Source organism: Williamsia sp. Y721, assembly GCF_059683565.1.
Genome location: NZ_JCASNH010000003.1, coordinates 370,936 through 389,154, shown reverse-complemented (window position 1 = coordinate 389,154; position 18,219 = coordinate 370,936). Strand labels below are relative to the sequence as shown.

Annotated in this window: 14 protein-coding genes; 6 read left to right on the top strand and 8 right to left on the bottom strand. The window is 64.8% G+C overall.

Annotated features, from left to right (window positions below):
- Positions 1–50: 50 nt before the first annotated feature.
- The 5 genes from cobN to AC56PL_RS16495 all read left to right on the top strand — a co-directional run bounded on the left by cobN (position 51) and on the right by AC56PL_RS16495 (position 8,376).
- Complete coding sequence (gene cobN / locus AC56PL_RS16515) at positions 51–3,650, top strand: cobaltochelatase subunit CobN (protein ID WP_497154536.1); 3,600 nt, start codon at positions 51–53, stop codon at positions 3,648–3,650.
- Between the two features lie 100 nt (positions 3,651–3,750).
- Positions 3,751–4,293, top strand: a complete 543-nt coding sequence (locus AC56PL_RS16510; RefSeq protein WP_497154535.1) for an FxsA family protein — start codon at positions 3,751–3,753, stop codon at positions 4,291–4,293.
- 66 nt (positions 4,294–4,359) lie between these two features.
- A complete protein-coding gene (locus AC56PL_RS16505; protein ID WP_497154534.1) occupies positions 4,360–5,967 on the top strand; it encodes an amidohydrolase in 1,608 nt (535 codons plus the stop codon).
- Positions 5,964–7,601 carry an apolipoprotein N-acyltransferase gene (gene lnt / locus AC56PL_RS16500; RefSeq protein WP_497154533.1) on the top strand — a complete coding sequence of 546 codons (1,638 nt, stop codon included), beginning with the start codon at positions 5,964–5,966 and terminating at the stop codon, positions 7,599–7,601. The genes AC56PL_RS16505 and lnt overlap by 4 nt, the downstream gene beginning before the upstream one ends.
- Positions 7,585–8,376, top strand: a complete 792-nt coding sequence (locus tag AC56PL_RS16495) for a polyprenol monophosphomannose synthase (RefSeq protein WP_497154532.1) — start codon at positions 7,585–7,587, stop codon at positions 8,374–8,376. Before lnt ends, AC56PL_RS16495 begins: the two co-directional genes overlap by 17 nt.
- Positions 8,377–8,476: 100 nt before the next feature.
- Here AC56PL_RS16495 and AC56PL_RS16490 read toward each other — a convergent pair whose 3' ends face one another.
- Entirely contained in the window at positions 8,477–8,821 is a 345-nt protein-coding gene (locus AC56PL_RS16490; protein ID WP_482139465.1) for an RNA polymerase-binding protein RbpA, read from the bottom strand.
- A gap of 146 nt (positions 8,822–8,967) precedes the next feature.
- Between AC56PL_RS16490 and AC56PL_RS16485 the strand changes: the two genes are divergently transcribed.
- Positions 8,968–9,318, top strand: a complete 351-nt coding sequence (locus AC56PL_RS16485) for a hypothetical protein (RefSeq protein WP_497154531.1) — start codon at positions 8,968–8,970, stop codon at positions 9,316–9,318.
- A gap of 22 nt (positions 9,319–9,340) precedes the next feature.
- Here AC56PL_RS16485 and AC56PL_RS16480 read toward each other — a convergent pair whose 3' ends face one another.
- Genes AC56PL_RS16480 through AC56PL_RS16450 form a run of 7 tightly spaced genes read right to left on the bottom strand, consistent with a single transcriptional unit; the run spans position 9,341 to position 18,199 of the window.
- Positions 9,341–11,011, bottom strand: coding sequence for a TerD family protein (locus tag AC56PL_RS16480; protein ID WP_497154530.1), 1,671 nt, complete (start codon positions 11,009–11,011; stop codon positions 9,341–9,343).
- 38 nt (positions 11,012–11,049) lie between these two features.
- A complete protein-coding gene (locus tag AC56PL_RS16475; protein ID WP_497154529.1) occupies positions 11,050–12,366 on the bottom strand; it encodes a TerD family protein in 1,317 nt (438 codons plus the stop codon).
- Positions 12,366–13,316, bottom strand: coding sequence for an HAD family hydrolase (locus AC56PL_RS16470; RefSeq protein WP_497154528.1), 951 nt, complete (start codon positions 13,314–13,316; stop codon positions 12,366–12,368). The genes AC56PL_RS16475 and AC56PL_RS16470 overlap by 1 nt, the downstream gene beginning before the upstream one ends.
- Positions 13,313–14,446 carry a cysteine protease StiP family protein gene (locus AC56PL_RS16465; protein WP_497154527.1) on the bottom strand — a complete coding sequence of 378 codons (1,134 nt, stop codon included), beginning with the start codon at positions 14,444–14,446 and terminating at the stop codon, positions 13,313–13,315. Before AC56PL_RS16465 ends, AC56PL_RS16470 begins: the two co-directional genes overlap by 4 nt.
- Positions 14,443–15,738 (bottom strand): phosphoribosyltransferase family protein, encoded by a 1,296-nt coding sequence (locus AC56PL_RS16460; RefSeq protein WP_497154526.1) that lies wholly within the window; start codon positions 15,736–15,738, stop codon positions 14,443–14,445. The genes AC56PL_RS16465 and AC56PL_RS16460 overlap by 4 nt, the downstream gene beginning before the upstream one ends.
- Complete coding sequence (locus AC56PL_RS16455; RefSeq protein ID WP_497154525.1) at positions 15,735–16,994, bottom strand: HpcH/HpaI aldolase/citrate lyase family protein; 1,260 nt, start codon at positions 16,992–16,994, stop codon at positions 15,735–15,737. The genes AC56PL_RS16460 and AC56PL_RS16455 overlap by 4 nt, the downstream gene beginning before the upstream one ends.
- Entirely contained in the window at positions 16,994–18,199 is a 1,206-nt protein-coding gene (locus AC56PL_RS16450) for a hypothetical protein (protein WP_497154524.1), read from the bottom strand. The genes AC56PL_RS16455 and AC56PL_RS16450 overlap by 1 nt, the downstream gene beginning before the upstream one ends.
- Positions 18,200–18,219: the final 20 nt, after the last annotated feature.

Genomic DNA, 18,219 nt, shown 5'->3' with positions numbered 1-18,219 from the left:
CGCTGCTACACCCCAACCGCCGGGCGCGCATTCCCGGCAAGGAGGTCCTCGTGATCTTGCTTCTGTCCACCTCGGACACGGACCTGCTGGCGGCCAAGGCCAGCGGTGCCGACTACCGCCTCGCGAACCCGTCACGCCTTCTCGTCGACGAAGACCTACCCGCCCTCCTGGACGGCGCTGACCTGGTGGTTGTGCGGATTCTCGGTGGCCGCCGGATGTGGGAACAGGGTCTGGACGCGGTGATCGCCGCGGGATTGCCGACCGTGGTGCTCTCCGGTGAACAGCTTCCCGACCCCGACCTGATGTCGATGTCGACGGTTACTCCAGGCGTGGCCGCCGACGCCCACAACTACCTGGCCCAGGGCGGACCTGACAATCTCGCGAACCTCCACGCGTTCTTGTCCGACACCGTGCTGCTCACCGGCCACGGTTTCAGCGCTCCGGCGACCACCGCGCAGTGGGGGATCCTGGACCGTAAACCCCAGGTCGAGACGGCCGGACCGACCATCGCGGTTCTGTACTACCGAGCCCAACATCTGGCAGGCAACACCGCCTACATCAACGCCCTCTGCGATGCGATCGAGGACAAGGGCGGCCGGGCACTGCCGATTTACTGTGCGTCGCTGCGGACCGCGCCCGACGACCTGCTCGAGCAGCTTTCGGTTGCCGATGCGCTGGTGGTCACGGTGCTCGCCGCCGGGGGAACGACGCCTGCCACCGCGTCGGCCGGTGGCGATGACGAGAACTGGAACATCGAACAACTTGCCCGCCTGGACATCCCGATCCTGCAGGGTCTGTGCCTGACATCGTCCCGTGCCGGATGGGCGGCGAACGACGACGGGATGTCACCGTTGGACGTCGCCACGCAGGTCGCGGTACCCGAGTTCGATGGACGGATCATCACGGTTCCGTTCTCGTTCAAGGAGATCGGCGACGACGGTCTGCCCTGGTACCGCCCGGATTCCGAACGGTGTGCGCGAGTCGCCGGAATCGCTGTGCGCCACGGTCGACTTCGGCACATCGCACCGGCTGATCGCCGGATTGCCGTGATGTTGTCGGCGTACCCGACCAAACATGCTCGGATCGGGAACGCAGTGGGGCTCGACACCCCACAGAGCCTGCTCCGATTGCTCGATGCCATGCGCGACTCCGGATACGACATCGGACCAGAATCCGGTGAGGGCTCGGTTCCCGGTCTGGCCGAGAATGATTCGGACACGCTGATCCACACTCTGATCGCCGCCGGTGGACAAGACCCCGACTGGCTCACCGAAGAAGCCCTGGCCGCCAACCCGATCCGGCTGTCAGCGGCGGACTACCGCGACTGGTTCGGCACACTGCCCGACGATCTCCGGGCGTCGATGATCCAACACTGGGGACCGGCCCCCGGCGAATTGTTCGTCGACCGCTCGGTCAATCCGGACGGCGATATCGTGATCGCGGCAATGCAATTCGGGAACATCGTGCTGATGGTCCAACCGCCACGAGGCTTCGGTGAGAACCCGGTCGCGATCTATCACGACCCGGATCTGCCGCCGAGTCATCACTATCTGGCCTGTTATCGCTGGTTGTCGTCACAAGATCACTTTGCCGCCGATGCCGTCGTCCATGTCGGCAAGCACGGCAACCTCGAGTGGCTGCCGGGCAAGACGTTGGGTATGTCGGCCTCGTGCGGCACCGATGCCGCCATCGGCGACCTGCCGATGATTTATCCGTTCCTGGTCAACGATCCCGGTGAAGGCACCCAGGCGAAACGGCGAGCGCACGCCACGCTGGTCGATCACCTGATCCCGCCGATGGCAAGGGCCGAGAGTTACGGCGACATCTCGCGTTTGGAGCAGCTGCTCGACGAGCACGCCAACATCTCCGCGCTCGACCCGAACAAACTTCCGGCGATCCGCCAGCAGATCTGGACGCTTCTGCAGGCTGCGAAAATGGACCACGACCTCGGGTTGTCCGAGCGACCCGAAGAAGATGTCTTCGACGACATGCTGCTGCACGTCGACGGCTGGCTCTGCGAGATCAAAGACGTTCAGATCCGCGACGGACTCCACATCCTCGGCCAACCGCCTGCAGGTGATGTCGAGGTCGATCTGGTGCTGGCGATGCTGCGGGCCAGGCAACTCTGGGGTGGTACGCAGAGCCTGCCCGGCCTACGAGAAGCGCTGGGGCTCACCGAAGACGGAACCGCCGGGCGTACCGCTACCGACAGCATCGAATCCATTGCCCGGGAATTGGTGGTGGGTTGCGCCAAGGGCGACTGGGATGCCGCCACCATCGCCACGGTCGCCGAAGGTCATCCGGAAGATGTTCGCAGGATCCTCGAGTTCGCAGGCTCCGAGATCATCCCTCGGCTCCGCCAGACCGATCAGGAGGTCCCGCGGATCCTCCACGCGCTGGGCGGTGGGTTCATCCCCGCCGGGCCGAGCGGATCACCATTGCGTGGACTGATCAACGTATTGCCGACCGGACGCAATTTCTATTCGGTCGACCCGAAGGCCGTACCGTCGAAACTTGCCTGGGAGACCGGCCGGGCCATGGCGGATTCCCTTCTGGCCCGCTATCTCTCGGACCACGGCGAGTATCCGAAATCCGTGGGCTTGTCGGTGTGGGGGACCAGCGCGATGCGCACGTCCGGCGACGACATCGCCGAGGTTCTCGCACTCCTCGGGGTGATGCCGATCTGGGATGAGGCGTCTCGCCGGGTGACAAAACTCGACCTGATCAGCCTCGCCGAACTCGGCCGTCCCCGTATCGATGTCACGGTGCGCATCTCCGGATTCTTCCGGGACGCCTTCCCGCATGTGATCACGATCCTCGACGATGCCGTTCGCATGGTCGCCGGCCTCGACGAACCCGACGAGTCGAACTACGTTGCCGCCCATGCGCGTTCCGACATCGCCGACCACGGCGACGTCGACCGCGCCACCAGTCGTATTTTCGGGTCGAAGCCCGGAACCTACGGAGCCGGCCTGCTCCAGCTGATCGATTCCAAGGACTGGCGCAGCGATGCCGATCTGGCCGAGGTGTACACCGCATGGGGCGGTTACGCGTACGGCCGCGGACGTCAAGGCGTCGCCGCGGTCGACGACATGCGATCGGCCTACCGGCGCATTGCCGTCGCCGCCAAGAACACCGACACCCGCGAACACGACATCGCCGATTCCGACGACTACTTCCAATATCACGGTGGCATGGTCGCCACGGTCCGGGCATTGACCGGCAAAGATCCCGAGGCCTATATCGGCGACAGCACCAGCCCGGACAACGTTCGCACGCGCACCCTGTCGGAAGAGACCACCCGCGTCTTCCGGGCCCGCGTGGTCAACCCACGTTGGATCGCCGCGATGCAGCGCCATGGCTACAAGGGCGCATTCGAGATGGCAGCCACGGTCGACTACCTCTTCGGCTACGACGCCACCACCAATGTGATGGCCGACTGGATGTACGAGCAACTGACCGAGGCGTACGTCCTGGACGCGGCCAACCAGGAGTTCATGAACAAGTCCAACCCCTGGGCGCTGCACGGCATCGCCGAACGTCTCCTGGAGGCGGCGCAGCGGGAAATGTGGTCGGCACCTCCACCGCAGATGCTCGATGAACTCCGGCGGGTGTTCCTCGAGACCGAAGGCGACATCGAGGGAACCTGAGACGGCCCGAGCTCGAAGCCATCGCGCCTGGTGCGATCGAATTCGGGGGATCGGGAGAAAATCGGGCGGCCTGATCGTTGACCCTGTGTACGCACTGCCGATGATCGGGATGGTTGATCTGATGAAGCTCGCACTCTTTCTCGCCTACGTGGCGATAGAAATAGCCGCCTTCGTGGGGCTTTGTTTTGCGATCGGTTTCGCGTGGGCGGTGTTGCTGGTGATCGCCACGATGGTCCTGGGCTTCTGGTTGCTCCGCCGCCAAGGTGCCAAAGTACTGGCCAATCTCCGCGCCGCCGGACAGAACGCTGCTGCGGGGACGCCTGCCGGTCCCGCCGGATCGGCAGCGCCGGTCGCTGACACCGCACTGCTGGCCGGCGCGACGATCGCGATGGTCGTGCCCGGTCTGGTCACCACCGTCATCGGTATCCTCTTGCTGCTCAAGCCTGTTCGAATGCTCCTTCGCCCACTGGTCATCGCTGTCGGTACCCGCAAGGTCGTCGGCGCGATGGAGGGCTATGCGCGATATGGCCGCGGGATGGCCGGTGTCACCGTTGTCGACGGACAGGTTGTCGACACCACCTATGGCCCTGCCGACTATGACCCGAGCCATCGTCAACTGCCCAAGTCGCACCCCGACCTCTGACCCGTGTACCCCCGTCGGTAGCCCTGACAACAGCCCGCCACCGTCCGGCAGGCAGACTGGACGGTCGTGGAGAGTCAACTGCTGATCGGCGGGCACATTTATTCGCCGGTGGCCCCCGATGCAACTGCTATTGCGATCGAAGACGGTGTTGTCGTCTGGGTCGGTTCCGATCCGGTCGGACGTGTACTGCATCCCAAGGCTGAAGTCGTCGACCTCGGCGGGGCGCTTGTGGCACCCGCGTTTGTCGATTCTCATGTTCACCTCACGTCGACGGGGCTGGCGCTGCGCGGACTCGACCTCAGCGATGCGGTCAGCCGCGAAGACTGCCTCGCGAGGTTGCGCCGGTACAACGCCGAACACACCGACACCGACCTCATCTGGGGGTTGGGCTGGGACGAGTCGACCTGGCCGGACGGACATCCCTCGACAGCGGACATCGATGCCGTCGTCGGAGATCGCCCGGTCTATCTGGCCCGGATCGACGAACATTCCGCAGTCGCATCAACTGCTTTGCGTATCCGCGCCGACGGGCTGATCGGCGCCTTCGGGTACGACCCGCAGGGTCCGCTGACCGCTGACGCCCACCATCGGGTGCGCCGCGCGGCCCGCGCGCTGCTGAGTACCGCCGGACGCAATCGCGCCCAGCAGGCGGCGCTCGACGATGCCGCCGCGAACGGGATCGTCGCCGTCCACGAAAACGGTGGCCCCGACATCAGCGGACTCGACGACTTCCTCTCGCTGGCCGAACTCACACATGATGTCGAGATCCGCCGCTACTGGGGCGCTGCGGTATCCGATACCGCAGAAGCAAGGGCTCTGCTCGAGTCGACCCGCGCCCACGCGCTCGGCGGCGACCTGTTCATCGACGGCGCGATCGGCTCACACACCGCGCTCCTTCGCGAGCCCTACGTCGACGCCGACACGTGTGGCGTCGGCTATCTCGACGCGCAGACCGTGACCACCCATCTGCGTGCCTGCACCGAGGCCGGCATCCAGTCGGGATTCCACGTCATCGGGGACGCGGCGATGGATGTGCTCGTACAGGCCGTTGCCGATGTCGCCGCCGAGTTCGGCGGTCCGGCGCTGGCGCGGCTGGGCCACCGCATCGAACACGCCGAGATGATCACCTCGGACCAAGCGACCATCCTGGCTGCGGGCGGCATGATCGCCAGCATGCAACCGCTGTTCGATGCCCTGTGGGGTGGCTCCGGCCAGCTCTACGAACAGCGTCTCGGTGCCGAACGTGGCCGATCGCTCAACAATTTCGCGCAACTCGCCAAAGCGGGTGTGGGCCTGTCCTTCAGCTCGGATGCACCGGTGACATCGATGCGCCCGTGGGCTGCCATCGCGGCCGCCTCCAATCACAACAACCCCACCAGTGCGATCTCTGCCCGTGCCGCCTTCGCCGCCTCGACCCGCGGCGCCTGGCGGGCCGGCGGTCACCGTGACGGTGTTGCCGGGACGCTGGTTCCGGGCGCGCCTGCCGACTACGCGGTGTGGGAGGTCGAGGATCTGGTCGTCGCGGGTTCGGCCGACCCCCAGGTGGCGAGATGGTCCACCGATCCACGATCACGCGTGCCGGCGCTGCCCGACCTGCGGCCCGGGCGCAAACTCCCGGACTGTGTGCGCACCGTGCGCGCCGGACGAGCGATCTACGACAGGGCCGCCCGGTGACCTCTGGCACGGTGGAATCCCGCGGGTCGGCGCTCTCGGCCCGCATCGGCACTTTTGTCCGCACGCCGTTGGTCCTACGGACGGTTGCCGCCGCGATCGGCGGTCTGTTGATGTGGGCGGCCTTCCCGCCTCGCAATCTCTGGTTTCTGGGCATTGCCTCACTGATGGTGTTGGCTTTGTCGCTCAAGGACGTCACCCGATTCCGCGACGGCTTCTTGCACGGCTTCGCGTACGGGCTGGGCTTCTTCCTCCCGCTGCTGCCGTGGATCGGCGTCTACGTCGGCCCGTTGCCATGGGTGGCGCTGGCAGTGGTGATGTCGCTGTACACCGGATTGTTCGGGGTCCTTGCCGTCCGCCTGCTCCGGCTGCCGGCCTGGCCGCTGTGGTTCGCGTTGGCATGGGTCACCGTCGAGTGGGCCCGCTCGTCATTTCCTTTCGGCGGTTTTCCTTGGGGCCGTGCCGCATTCGGGCAGCTCGGCGGTCCGATGGTGTCCCTGGCCTCGCTGGGCGGGGCGCCGCTGGTGTCCTTCTCCGTGGCACTGAGTGGTGCCGGCCTGGCGGCTTTGTTGACGTGGGCCGCCACCGCGCCGCGGCAGTGGAATCGGCTGGTTCCGGCGCTGATCATGACTCTGGTCACGCCGATCGTGGCGGCGTTCCTGTGGCCCTCCGTTGATTCGCGCAACAGTTCCGACAACCAGATCACCGTCGCCGCCATTCAGGGCAATGTGCCGCGTCTTGGCCTTGATTTCAATGAGCAGCGCCGCGCCGTGCTCGACAACCACGTGCGCGAAACCATGGCCCTGGCCGCCGCGGTGCGGGCCGGTGAACAACCGCAGCCGGACATCGTGATCTGGCCGGAGAACGCATCCGACATCGACCCCACGACCAACGAGGACGCCGCCGAACTGATCACGATGGCATCCATCGCGGTCGATGCCCCGATCCTCGTCGGAACACTGGTCCGAAATCCCGATGGCAGGCCCACGAACACCGTGCTGGTGTGGGATGGGCGCCAGGCATCTGACGGCCGTGAGATCGAAGGCCGTTACGACAAGCAGATCATCCAGCCCTTTGGCGAATATCTGCCCTGGCGAAGCTTTTTCACGCATTTCTCGTCGTACGCCGAGTCTGCGGGCAACTTCAAACCGGGCACCGGCCCTGGCGTTGTCGATGTCGAGATCAACAGCGGTGAATCCGTGCGGGTGGGTGTATCGACGTGCTGGGAAATCGCCTTCGACCGGTCGGCACGCAAAGCCGTCCAGTCGGGTGCGGAGTTCCTGTCGGTACCGACCAACAACGCCACCTTCGGGCGCACACAGATGACCTATCAACAACTGGCAATGTCACAGCTGCGGGCGGTCGAACACGGACGCGCGGTGGTTGTCGCGGCCACGAGCGGCGTCAGCGCCATCATTGCGCCCGACGGGCACACCACCGCACGCAGCGGATTCTTCGAGCCGGCGGCGTTGGTCGAGTCGATTCCACTGCACACCGATCAGACGGTGGCCACCAAGATCGGACCGTGGCCCGAGCGTCTGGCCGTACTCTTGACGGTCTGCGGTTTTTTGGTCCTGGTGGTACAAGGCATTAGGTTACGGGGATGGTCAAAGGAGGAGCATGGTGACGGGGCCTGAGGACAACTCACGCACAACCGGTCCGGTCGTAGGGGCGGACGGGGCGGGAACCCTGGTGATCATTCCGACCTTCAACGAGATCGAGAATCTGCCGCTGATCGTCAAGCGGGTCCAGGCGGCCCAGCCGGCGGTGCACGTTCTCATCGTGGATGACAGCAGCCCGGACGGTACCGGCGATCTCGCCGACGAACTGGTGGCAGCCGACGGTGACGGACGAATCCATGTCATGCACCGCACCGTGAAGAACGGTCTGGGTGCCGCTTATATCGACGGCTTCAAATGGGGTCTGGCCCGCGACTACGCGGTCCTGGTCGAGATGGACGCCGATGGCAGTCACGCTCCCGAGGAACTGCATCGTCTGCTCGACCGGGTCAACGCGGGCGCCGATCTGGTCATCGGCTCACGCTATGTCCCAGGCGGCACCGTCGTGAACTGGCCGCGACGCCGGGAGATCCTGTCCCGCGGCGGCAACATCTATTCGCGGATCGCGCTCGGTGTGACGATCAAAGACATCACCGGCGGCTACCGCGCATACCGTCGTCACGTACTCGAGACACTGGATCTGGGTGCCATCGAATCGCACGGCTACTGCTTCCAGGTCGACCTCGGCTGGCGCACGGTGCGAGCCGGTTTCGATGTGGCCGAGGTGCCCATCACGTTCACCGAACGTGAGCTGGGGGAGTCGAAGATGAGCGGCAGCATCGTCCGCGAAGCCGCATTCAAGGTGCCGCGTTGGGGCCTGACCCATCGCCTCGACAAGCTGCGTAAGAAGTAGCACCAACAACAAACGAGCCACCTATACGAAGACGATCCACAAACATGTGGATCGACTTCGTATAGGTGGCTCGTTTGCGTGGAGCCGATCTGTCAGACCTCTAGCTGCTGGTGCCCCGACGGCGTGCCTTGAGGAGGTCGAGACGCTCGGTCAGGAGCACCTCGAGCTCTTCTTCGCTACGACGCTCGAGAAGCATGTCCCAGTGGGTGCGCGGCGGCTTGACCTTCTTCTCTTCGGTGACCGTACCTTCGAGAATCGTGCCTTCCATACCGTTCTTGCACGGCCAAGTCGACGGGACCTCGGCTTCGTCGGAAAACGGAATATCGAAGATCTCGCCGTTGTCGGTGCGGTACTTCACCATGCGCCGCGGCGCGAGGTCATGATCGCGATCGGTCTCGTAGCTCACCGCTCCGAGGCGGCTGCCGCGTAGAACTCGATCTGCCATAACTACTATCCCTTCGTTGGATTACCTATCCATCTTACGCGTTTGTGCGGATGTCCTGCTAAATCCTCCGCGATCGCGTCGCGGACGGAGTTTTGGTGGGTGGCGGCCACCGGTGCCGACGTCCGTGCGGAGTAACCTCACTGGTTATGGAACCCCAGGCCACAGCGTCTCGACGCGGCACTGCACGCAACAATTGCGCGTGGTGCGGACGCGAGATCGTCGAGTCCGAGGTCGGCCGCCGACGCAAGTACTGCAAGCAATCCTGTCGTCAACGCGCATATGAGCAACGAAACTTGGTCGCAGGAAGTTCCATCCCTGCGGATTCGGTGGTTCTTAGCTCCGGAGAGGCCGAGGATCTGATCGAACGTCTCTTCCGACTGCGGTGTGCCGCCGAAGACATCGCGACCGCCGTCGCCGAGGATGCCGGCCGGGACGAGTTGACGGAGCTCGGTGCTGAACTGGTCGCACTGGCCAAAGAAGCCGAACGCTGGCGGTAGCAGCGCGCCCGGGTTCGTCCGGTCAGCCCGGGGGTCCGGTGTTCGACCGCGACTGACGGCTGCGAAGACCCGCGACGATCTGGTGGGCGACCTCCGATTGCGGATCGAGCGCTTCGGCCTCGAGCGTCCACTCCAGGCCGACCCACGGGTCGTGCGCACGCGCGTCGTCGGTCACCGGGAGCACCAGGGTGGTGTCGGCAATCGCGGCCACCAGTGGATCGCCGTCGTGTTCGTCGAGTGACCCGGCGAAAACGAACGCCCAACCCAGACGGGTTCCCCGATCGACGATGCGCAGGAGTCGGGCCAGATCCGCCGGTTCCCAGCCGAACGGCAGATCCGCGATGATCACCACCCGAACGCCGAACTCGTTGTGACCGCTGCCCACATCGGTCCCGGCCTGCAGGGCCATCATGTTCAGATCGATGGCCGACTCGAGCACGTCCAGGCGCGGGGCCACCGCGTCCGGCGTGGTGATCGGCGGCGCCAACATCACCGGTGCGAGCAACTCGGTCAGCGCCGCGAGCTTCCCGGTGAGGTCGAGAACGTCGATGGTGACGCCGTCATGGGACGCCGAGGTGAGCATTCTTGCGGCGGTCACCAGCCGCAGAGTCAGTGACGTCACCACCGACACCACAGATTGACCGTTCTCGAGCACCCAGAGGGGCCGCGGGATCGGTGTCGGAATACAGAACGGGAGTTGGAGTTCACCTCGCTCTGGCGCAGTGAGTTCGCCCAGCCGCAACCCACCGCCCGTATGCCCGTCCGTCCGTGACCACGCAGATGACTGCCACGACGCCATCGCAGGCGGCAACTGGGGGTCGATGGCGGCGAGTTCAGCCATCAGAACCCGGGAATCGGAATCGAACCGCTCCTGCGCGGCCGCAACCAACTCATCGCATCGTTTCTGCGCGGCGTCCCGTAGACGGGCAGTCGCGGGGGAGTTGCGCTGCGACGAATCGGCCAACGCATCGGCGAGTTCCCGATCGAGACGTTCGATCGCAAACCCTTCGGACTGAACAAAACCCGCCGCCGAGCGAGCAGCGTCTTCGAAGATGACGTTGGCGCGGGCGATGGCGGCGCCATGGTCGGACCCGAGCCGCACCATGTCCGGCGCAAGGTCGTCCGACGCGGCTGTCGAGTCAGGCTGGGCGGCAGGGATTTCCGGCACCGAAGTGGCATCGGCCGTGGAGTCGGCATCGTCGACGTCGACGTCGACGTCGACGTCGACGCCGTGGCTCGACATCAGTTGGGCCAGACCACCGTCGTAGCCCTGACCGAGCGCACGCACTTTCCACTGACCGGCCCGCTGATACAGCTCGAAACACAACATCGCGGTTTCGCCGAGTGTCGGGCGCAACGTGAGCGCAAAGCCCGGCGACTGCGCACGGCCGGTCAGTTCCGCGCGTAGCCCGGTCATCGCGAGCTCGGCAGGCATGTCATCCAAGCCCACCGCGCACAGCACTCGGGCACCCGGACGCACGGCGTCGAGATCAATCGACAACCGGCCGTCGATCAGCCTGACACCGCCGGTCGCCGGCTGGTTGTAGAAGACGACGTCATCGGAGCCGAGCACATGGAGACGGTCGTCGACGACGAGGCCGACGACGTCGACCTCGAACCCCGTCGCCGCGACCGAAAACCTCAGCGCATGTTCACCGGCCGGAGCGTTCTGACCGGCGACCAGCTCATTCATCTGACGAAAGTTCCTCTCGGACCCGCACACATCGGGGTCTATTTCATGAAATCGTTCGACAAGAATCGCTGCAGCTGCGGCAGGGCCTCGCCGGCATGCCGGGCGGTGATTCCCTCGCCGATCGCCTGAAGCTTCCAGACCCCGCCTTCGCGGAACACCTTGGCCATGACCACGCCGGTGAAAGGCATTCCGCCGGCAAGGGTGTATCGGGCCAGCTCGGAGTTGGTGGTCTGATCGACCAGGCGGCAGAAGGCGTTGTCCACCTGTTCGAAGGTCTGACCCTGGTAGGACGTGACGATGAAGATGAGCGCGTTGACATGCATCGGGACGCGGGTCAAATCAACGGTGACCACTTCGTCATCACCTTCGCCTGCTCCGGTGAGGTTGTCACCGAGGTGGCGGATCGAACCATCTTTCGACGTCAGCTGGCCGTAATAGACAACGTCAGCAGCCTGCGTGTCGGCGAACATGACGACCGACGCGTCCAGGTCGATGTCTGCGCTGCGGTTACCGAACCGTTTCTTCACCACAACGGGATCCCAACCGAGACCCATCTGAATGTTGGTGAGCGCGACTCCGCCGTCTTTGTTCAGCGAAACCCGTTGGCCCTTGGTCAAACTGACCGGATGGCCCTTCCGCAGGCTGACTTCGGGTCGGCCGGCCGGTGCCGGCGGTTGCTGCTGAGGGGGTGTGTATGCCGCCGCTGCCGGTGCGGCGGGCTGCGACGGGTAGCTGGGTGCCGCAGCCTGTGGGCGTGAATAGCTGGGCGCTGGTGCGGCTGCTGCCGGAGGGGTCGGGGCGGGAGGTGGCGGCGCAGAAGGGGTCGGGGCAGAAGGGGTCGGGGCAGAAGGAGCCGGGGCGGGTGCATCGTCCACCGAAACCCCATGATCGGTGACCAGCGCCGCGAAACCGCCGGCATAGCCCTGGCCGACGGCGCGAACCTTCCAGTCACCACCGCGACGGTAAACCTCGAGCGCGATCACGATCGACTCGCTGGCCAGACCCTCGATGCGGTACTCGTACAGCGGTTGTCCGCCGGACAGGACACGCGCGACCGGGGGAGCGATCGCCCCAAAGGTTCCGTTCTCGAGCGTGATCACCGCGCGGACCTGGGCGATATCGGCGGGGATCGCGCCCAGAGCGATCGACAGGGTGCCGATGCCGGAACCGGTCTGCAGCGTGACGCCTGGACCCGAGGGCTGGTTGAAGAACACAAAATCGGCGTCCGTGCGGACCTTGCCGCTGTCGGTGACGAGCAACGCCGAGAGGTCACCTGCCGCCGCAAGATCGACGGTGATCTCCACCGTCGACGCGTTGAGCGGACCGTTCTGCCCCTTGACCAGTGTTGTTGTCATCACCTGTGCCCTTCGTTGGGTATTGAATTGATGGCTCCGTCCACACCTGTCGGCGCGCTGGACGGCATGTCCGGTTTAACGGCTCCCACCATTGTGCCTGCCCGTCCCAACAGCCAGTTCAGCATCTCCTCCGAAGCAGCCAGGCCTCGTTCTGCGGTGATCGCGACGTTCGGGTGTTGCCACCCGAGTTCTTCCAGCTCACCGTGCCGAGGCCGGATCGCGGCGTCGGCCCCGACCAGTATCGGTTGATCCAACACGCCGTCACCGGCCGCCAGGCTCAGATGAGGCCACACCGACATCCGTCTGCGAACCTCTTCTACGGCGATGTGTTTGGTGACCGGATTGGGCATGACGTACACCTTTCGGCCCTGCCGCGAGACATTCCAGCCGACCTCCGCGGCCCAACTCGCCCACGCCGGCACCACATCCGGTGGCAGCAGCTCGAGTTCGACGACCGCGTAGCAGAAGAGCCCATCGGCAATTCGCAGCGTGCGTAGCCACGGGGTGTCCTGGGCATCGTCGTTCAGTCGCCGATAGACGTCGTCGACCCCGGCACCGAGCCGGCCGAGCAACCCGGCGACGTGCGCGGACCAATCTTCATCCGGCCGGCCGTTGACCAGAATGTTTCCACCGTTACTCGTGATCGCGAACGCGGTTGTGCCCATGGGCAATTCAATCCGCCGGAATTGTTCGATGGTCCGGGTTGTCGTCGGCACCACCTGTGCGATCCGGTCGAGTTCGAGGAGTAACCCGATCGAGGTCTGCGACATGTACGACTGCGGTCTGCCCTGGTAGAGCTCCACACAACGCGCCGAAGCCAACATCGCCGCCGCACGCGAGGCATCCGGGGCGCCCTGTGTGATCGCATTCTCCGAATAGATCAGCGTCCGGTCCATGTCCAACGCCACCAACGCCGGTGAGGTGGGTGATACCCGGGTACGACCGCTCACAAGACCTCTTTCACCAGGCCCACAGCGCTGTATGCCAACTCCGGGACCACCTCCACGGGCACCGATCGCGCGTCGGCAAGTGCCCGGATGTGCTCGTGCGCCGGATCTTCGGCGTTTTGGACCAGAACACGCCACGGCACCCGACGGAGCAGAACCCGAGTGGTTTCACCGACACCGGGTTTCACGAAGTTCACCGACGAGATCCCATACTGCTCACGAATGGCCTCGACGGAGCGCCAGCCCGACCAGGTCGGGGACCGATCCGACGACACGATTTCCGCGTACCGTGAGGCCGCCTCGGCTGTGGCGGAATCGAATTGAGCACTTACAGCATCCAGCAAGACGCCCGAGACGTCCTGATCGATCAGTTCCGAGTAGAACTTCGCGCCGTGGAAATCATGCGGGCCGATGAGCTCGCTGTTCAGGACAGTCCGCGAAACAAGACCAGACACAGTCGAATTGAGGCAGGCCGATGCGATGAGGAAGTCGTCGCGCGTGCCGTATGTGCGAACACATGCGCCGGGATCGGCGAGGACCGCCAGGTCCGGATTGAATCGGGGACCGCCTGCCTGCGCGAGTTCGTCCAGCGCGGCCGCGAGTTCGCGGGTGATCGCACCTTTGCCGGTCCAACCATCGACGAACACCACTTTCTGTGGATCATGGTGTGCTGCCAGGTATCTCATCGCGTTTGCGTCGATCCCACGATCCCGGACTATCGATACCGCATAGTGCGGCAGGTCCACACCGTGGTGATGGCGAGCCCATCGGCGCATCAGGACACCGACGGGCGTGCCTGCGCGGGCGAGCGAGGCCAGCACCACGTCGGTGCCGCGCTCGGCCAGCACCAGATCGGTCACCGCTCCCACCGCAACCGCCAGGCGATGGGCACTTTCTTCGAGGACCCGGTGAAAGAGTTCCTGGTAGGCGGCGTCGGGCTGGAACTCGACCGGCAGCGTCTCCGCGTAGTGGGCGAGTCCGGCCTGTATCCGTTGTTCGCGGGAGGCGACGTCGGCTTCGAGAGCCACCTGCGACAGATCCTTGAGGAGCCACCGCACCTCGTCGGGGGCATAGCTACCGAAGTCCGGACCGACCAGTGGGACACCGAAGCCGGCCTCTGGCTGCACGCTCACTGTTGCCCCCGCTTCGCCCGCAGAGCCCGGTGGTCGGTGCCGGGAACGATCACGGCGAGGACATCGTCGCCGCCGGCCCGCAGCGTTTCGACCAGGCCGTTCGGTGCGGTCAGTGCTGCGGTGTCCGCGGGGGCATCGAGCACCACGACGAGTTGGGAACCCGGATGTTCTCGGGTTGCGTTGTACAGGAAGCGATCCGCGGCCACGTCGGGCTCGGGTGAGTCAAAGCGATAGCCGCGACGCAATGGGTACCCGCGGTGATCGATGACGTGAGCGGGGGACCGGGTCGTGGTCTGACTCAGGACGGGTGCCTCGACAACCGACGACAGCTCACCGGCGATCCGCTGAGGCAGATACATGAACTCCTCATGTCCGATCACGATCACCGGACGCGCCGGATCCAAAACGGCTGCCACCTGGGCGACGATCACGGTCACCGCCTGATCGAATTCGGCCCAATCGCTGTGGTCGAATCCGTAGCGGCCGCCATCGGGGATGTGCGGCGGCCAGGACACTTCCAACCGCTCGAACCGTCCCGGGTTCCCGGATTGGTGCAGCGGTCCGGGTGCGAGCGCGACAACCTGCGCGGGTAGGTCCTCGGGAATGTCTGTGACACCCTGCGCGAGGCTGATGAAGTCGATGTCGATGCCCATCTCACCGGCCCGTTCCCGACACCGGGCCACATCGCGGTCGGTTCGCATGTCGACCAGCGAAGCCACGATGTACAACGCCCGATGATGGATCTCCTGCATCGACCGGATGGCGTCGAGTGCCGTGGCCCCGGTGGATATCTCGTCGTCGACGAGTACCACCGGAAGGTCGGTGTGCAGGCTCTGCGGATCGGTCGGGACCACCAGGTGGTCGGTCGCGTGTGAATGGCCTTCTTCGAATCGCGCGATCACCGGTACCTGCGATTCGTGACGCCGCGTCGACTGGAGGTAGTGCCCCGCGCCCATCCGCTGAGCGACCGCGTGTCCCAAACCGGTTGCCGTTTCGGCAAATCCGAAGACGAGCGCGTCGTTCATGTCGCGTTCGCGCAACGCCGAGGTGGCCAGGTCGCCGAGTTCTCCGGCGGCGGCAAAGATCACCGCCGGAGCCACCGGGATGTGTTTGCCCAACACCGTCGACACCCAGAGGTGGGCACGTTTGGGATTGCGGCGCAGTCCGGGTTGCACCAGATCGTCAACCCGCCGGCCGCGATGTCCGCTGACGTGTTCGGCCCGCAGACCGAACTCCGATGTCGCGTACGGCACGGGCGGCGTGGTGACCTGGCGGCTGTCGGTATCGCTCACGGCTCCACCACCGACGCGAGCAGGTCCACAACACCGATTTCCGGCTGCAGAACCCCGAACGCCTGTGCGCGGACGAGTGTCTTTTCTGCCCAGGCGCGGTGAGGGCGACGTTCGTTCATCTTGTTCCGATAGATCGAGGGTTCCACGCCGCCGGAGTCGTCGACACCGAGGACGGCCACGGCATCGACATACTCCTCGTGCGACACCGCACTCATCGCATGCACCACGTTGACGTGAGAGGGATGGATGACGGTCTTGCCCTGAAGTCCGTTCGCATGGTCGAGTACCAACTCCCGAAGTAGTCCGTCGAGGTCGCGGCTGACCAGATGCGTGCGGAACCTCACGGCATCGATCTGTTCGAAGGGCGTGTGCCGCAACAAGGGCCGGAACATTCGCTCATGGGTGTTGTAGTACTCCCACACCGGCCCGGTGATGGTGTACCCGGAGCCGTCCGCTCGTCCGAGAACATTGACGATTGCTCCGATGACCTCGGCCACCGGTTGCACGTCGTAAATGGTGAGATCGGGATCGCGTCGGATTCCGAGGGCGCCACACATATCGGTTCCGCCGATCCGAACGGCGAGGACCTTGTCCCGGTGCTTGGCGAGCAGGTCCCGAATATTGCTCAGCGCAGACATCCTGGTTTCCAGATGCAACACCGCCGTCGACTCGATAATCGGCATCGCATAGAGCATCCGGCCCGCACCGGCGATAGCGCCGTCGATCCGGTTCAGGTAGTCCTCACCGGTCACCGCAGTGAACTTCGGTAGGACAAATCCGGCGAGCGCCTCGATTCCACGACCCAGGCGTCCGAGAAGTTCGTCGATCTGTTCGGCATTGCGGACCCGGACAAACAGCAACGGCACAGTCGCCGAGTGGTCGGCCAGATCATCGAGTGCAGCAACCAGGTTTGTCATTGCGGCGTGAACCCTGTGATCGGCGACCGCATCCTCGAGGTCGATGACCATCGATGTGGACCCATTGCGACCTTGCCGGAGAATCAACTCGGCCAGGCGATCGCGAATCGCCGGAATGTAGAGGGTCGCGCCGATCGCGACACTGAGCAACTCTGGCCCGGCGTCGGCCTCGATCGTCTCCGGGAACCGGTGGAACAAACGTTCGCGTTCGACATCGTCCAAGGCGGCGAAATGTTGGATTCGGTTGGCGCCATACGCCGTTTGTCCAGTGTTCGGTTTTTGTTCATCCACTTGCCCGCTGCGGCCCACGTCGCCGCCGGGAATGGACTCTTCGATCATCAGCGCCGTGCCTCATCCTTCATTTTGTTCACGACTCCGGTGACGAAGTCAGAGATGGCTCGCAGGTCGACCAGATATCCCCAGTAGTCGGGGTGCCGCCCGGTCAATGCGGCAACCGCACGATCCACGCGCAGCACTTGCGCGTCGAGTACCGAACCCCATTGCTTGACCAATCCCAGGTTCACTGCAAGCAGTTGTGCATCACGTATCTGGAACCGAACTCTACCTGCGGCCGCCGGTGGGTCCGCCCGGACCACCCGAAGTTCATTCAATCGGTCGGTGACCCCATCCACCAGCTCCTCCGCCTCCGCGAGTACCGCTCGGGCACGCGTGATCGCGGCCAACGACGCCTCCGGATCGGACGCTATTTCACTTGCTGCGGTGTCGATTTCGGCCTCTGCGCGCTCCAGGTCCACGGCGCTCCGCTGGTCGTACCCGATGAGGTCTGCCGAACACGCCGCACTGAACTCGCGGAGAAGCGCCGAGTAGGCCTCCGGCATGCGCGAGCTGCGATTGCGGACTGCAGCCAGGCGCGTCCGCACCGATGCCAGCGCGGCACGCGCCTGGCCGTCCTTGCTCGGGGCTTCCGCAATCGCCTGCTGCAACTTCTCGATCGCAGCGCTCATCGCGGCGGTACTGGCCTGCAATTCGGCACGATCACCACCCTGGGACACCTGGAGTTGCGCGGACTCGAGCCGGTGCAGAGCGTGATCATACTGGGCCACAGCGCTTTTGACAGAAGCGTAACCCAATTGATTGGCCGTGAGATCGCTGAGCTTCTCCGCCATACGGTCGGATTCTTGGCGAACCCGGGCGGCCTCGTCGGGAATCGCGCCGTATGCCGTCCGGGCGTGTTCGATCTGTGTCGAGTTCTGCTCATAGAACCGGTCCAGGCGCTGTATGGACTTCGTGATCTGCTCCGACGTCTTCTGGTAGTCGGCAAGTGAAGCCGTCGCATCGGGATCACTGAGCGCCAGATATTGATTGATGGTCTCGTAGCACTGATCCCGGATCGGGGCGAACGATCGAATCAGGTCAGGCGACAGACCCAGCGCAGCAGCGGCGTCGACGCCATCGGCCAATATGGACAGCCGCTGATCGAGTTCCAGGAAGCCGGTGACCATGTCATTGCGGGCACGGGTGAGGACGTCGGTGGACCCGCCACCGACGTCACGGCTATCTCGTCGAAACCAGCGCCCGGCCACACGCGCATCCTACTGGGAGC

Coding starts and splice junctions, on each gene's coding strand:
- AC56PL_RS16495 (WP_497154532.1), top strand. CDS start 7,585: ATGGTGACGGGGCCTGAGGACAACTCACGCACAACCGGTCCGGTCGTA.
- AC56PL_RS16510 (WP_497154535.1), top strand. CDS start 3,751: ATGATCGGGATGGTTGATCTGATGAAGCTCGCACTCTTTCTCGCCTAC.
- AC56PL_RS16480 (WP_497154530.1), bottom strand. CDS start 11,011: ATGAATGAGCTGGTCGCCGGTCAGAACGCTCCGGCCGGTGAACATGCG.
- AC56PL_RS16485 (WP_497154531.1), top strand. CDS start 8,968: ATGGAACCCCAGGCCACAGCGTCTCGACGCGGCACTGCACGCAACAAT.
- AC56PL_RS16490 (WP_482139465.1), bottom strand. CDS start 8,821: ATGGCAGATCGAGTTCTACGCGGCAGCCGCCTCGGAGCGGTGAGCTAC.
- AC56PL_RS16475 (WP_497154529.1), bottom strand. CDS start 12,366: ATGACAACAACACTGGTCAAGGGGCAGAACGGTCCGCTCAACGCGTCG.
- AC56PL_RS16455 (WP_497154525.1), bottom strand. CDS start 16,994: ATGATCGAAGAGTCCATTCCCGGCGGCGACGTGGGCCGCAGCGGGCAA.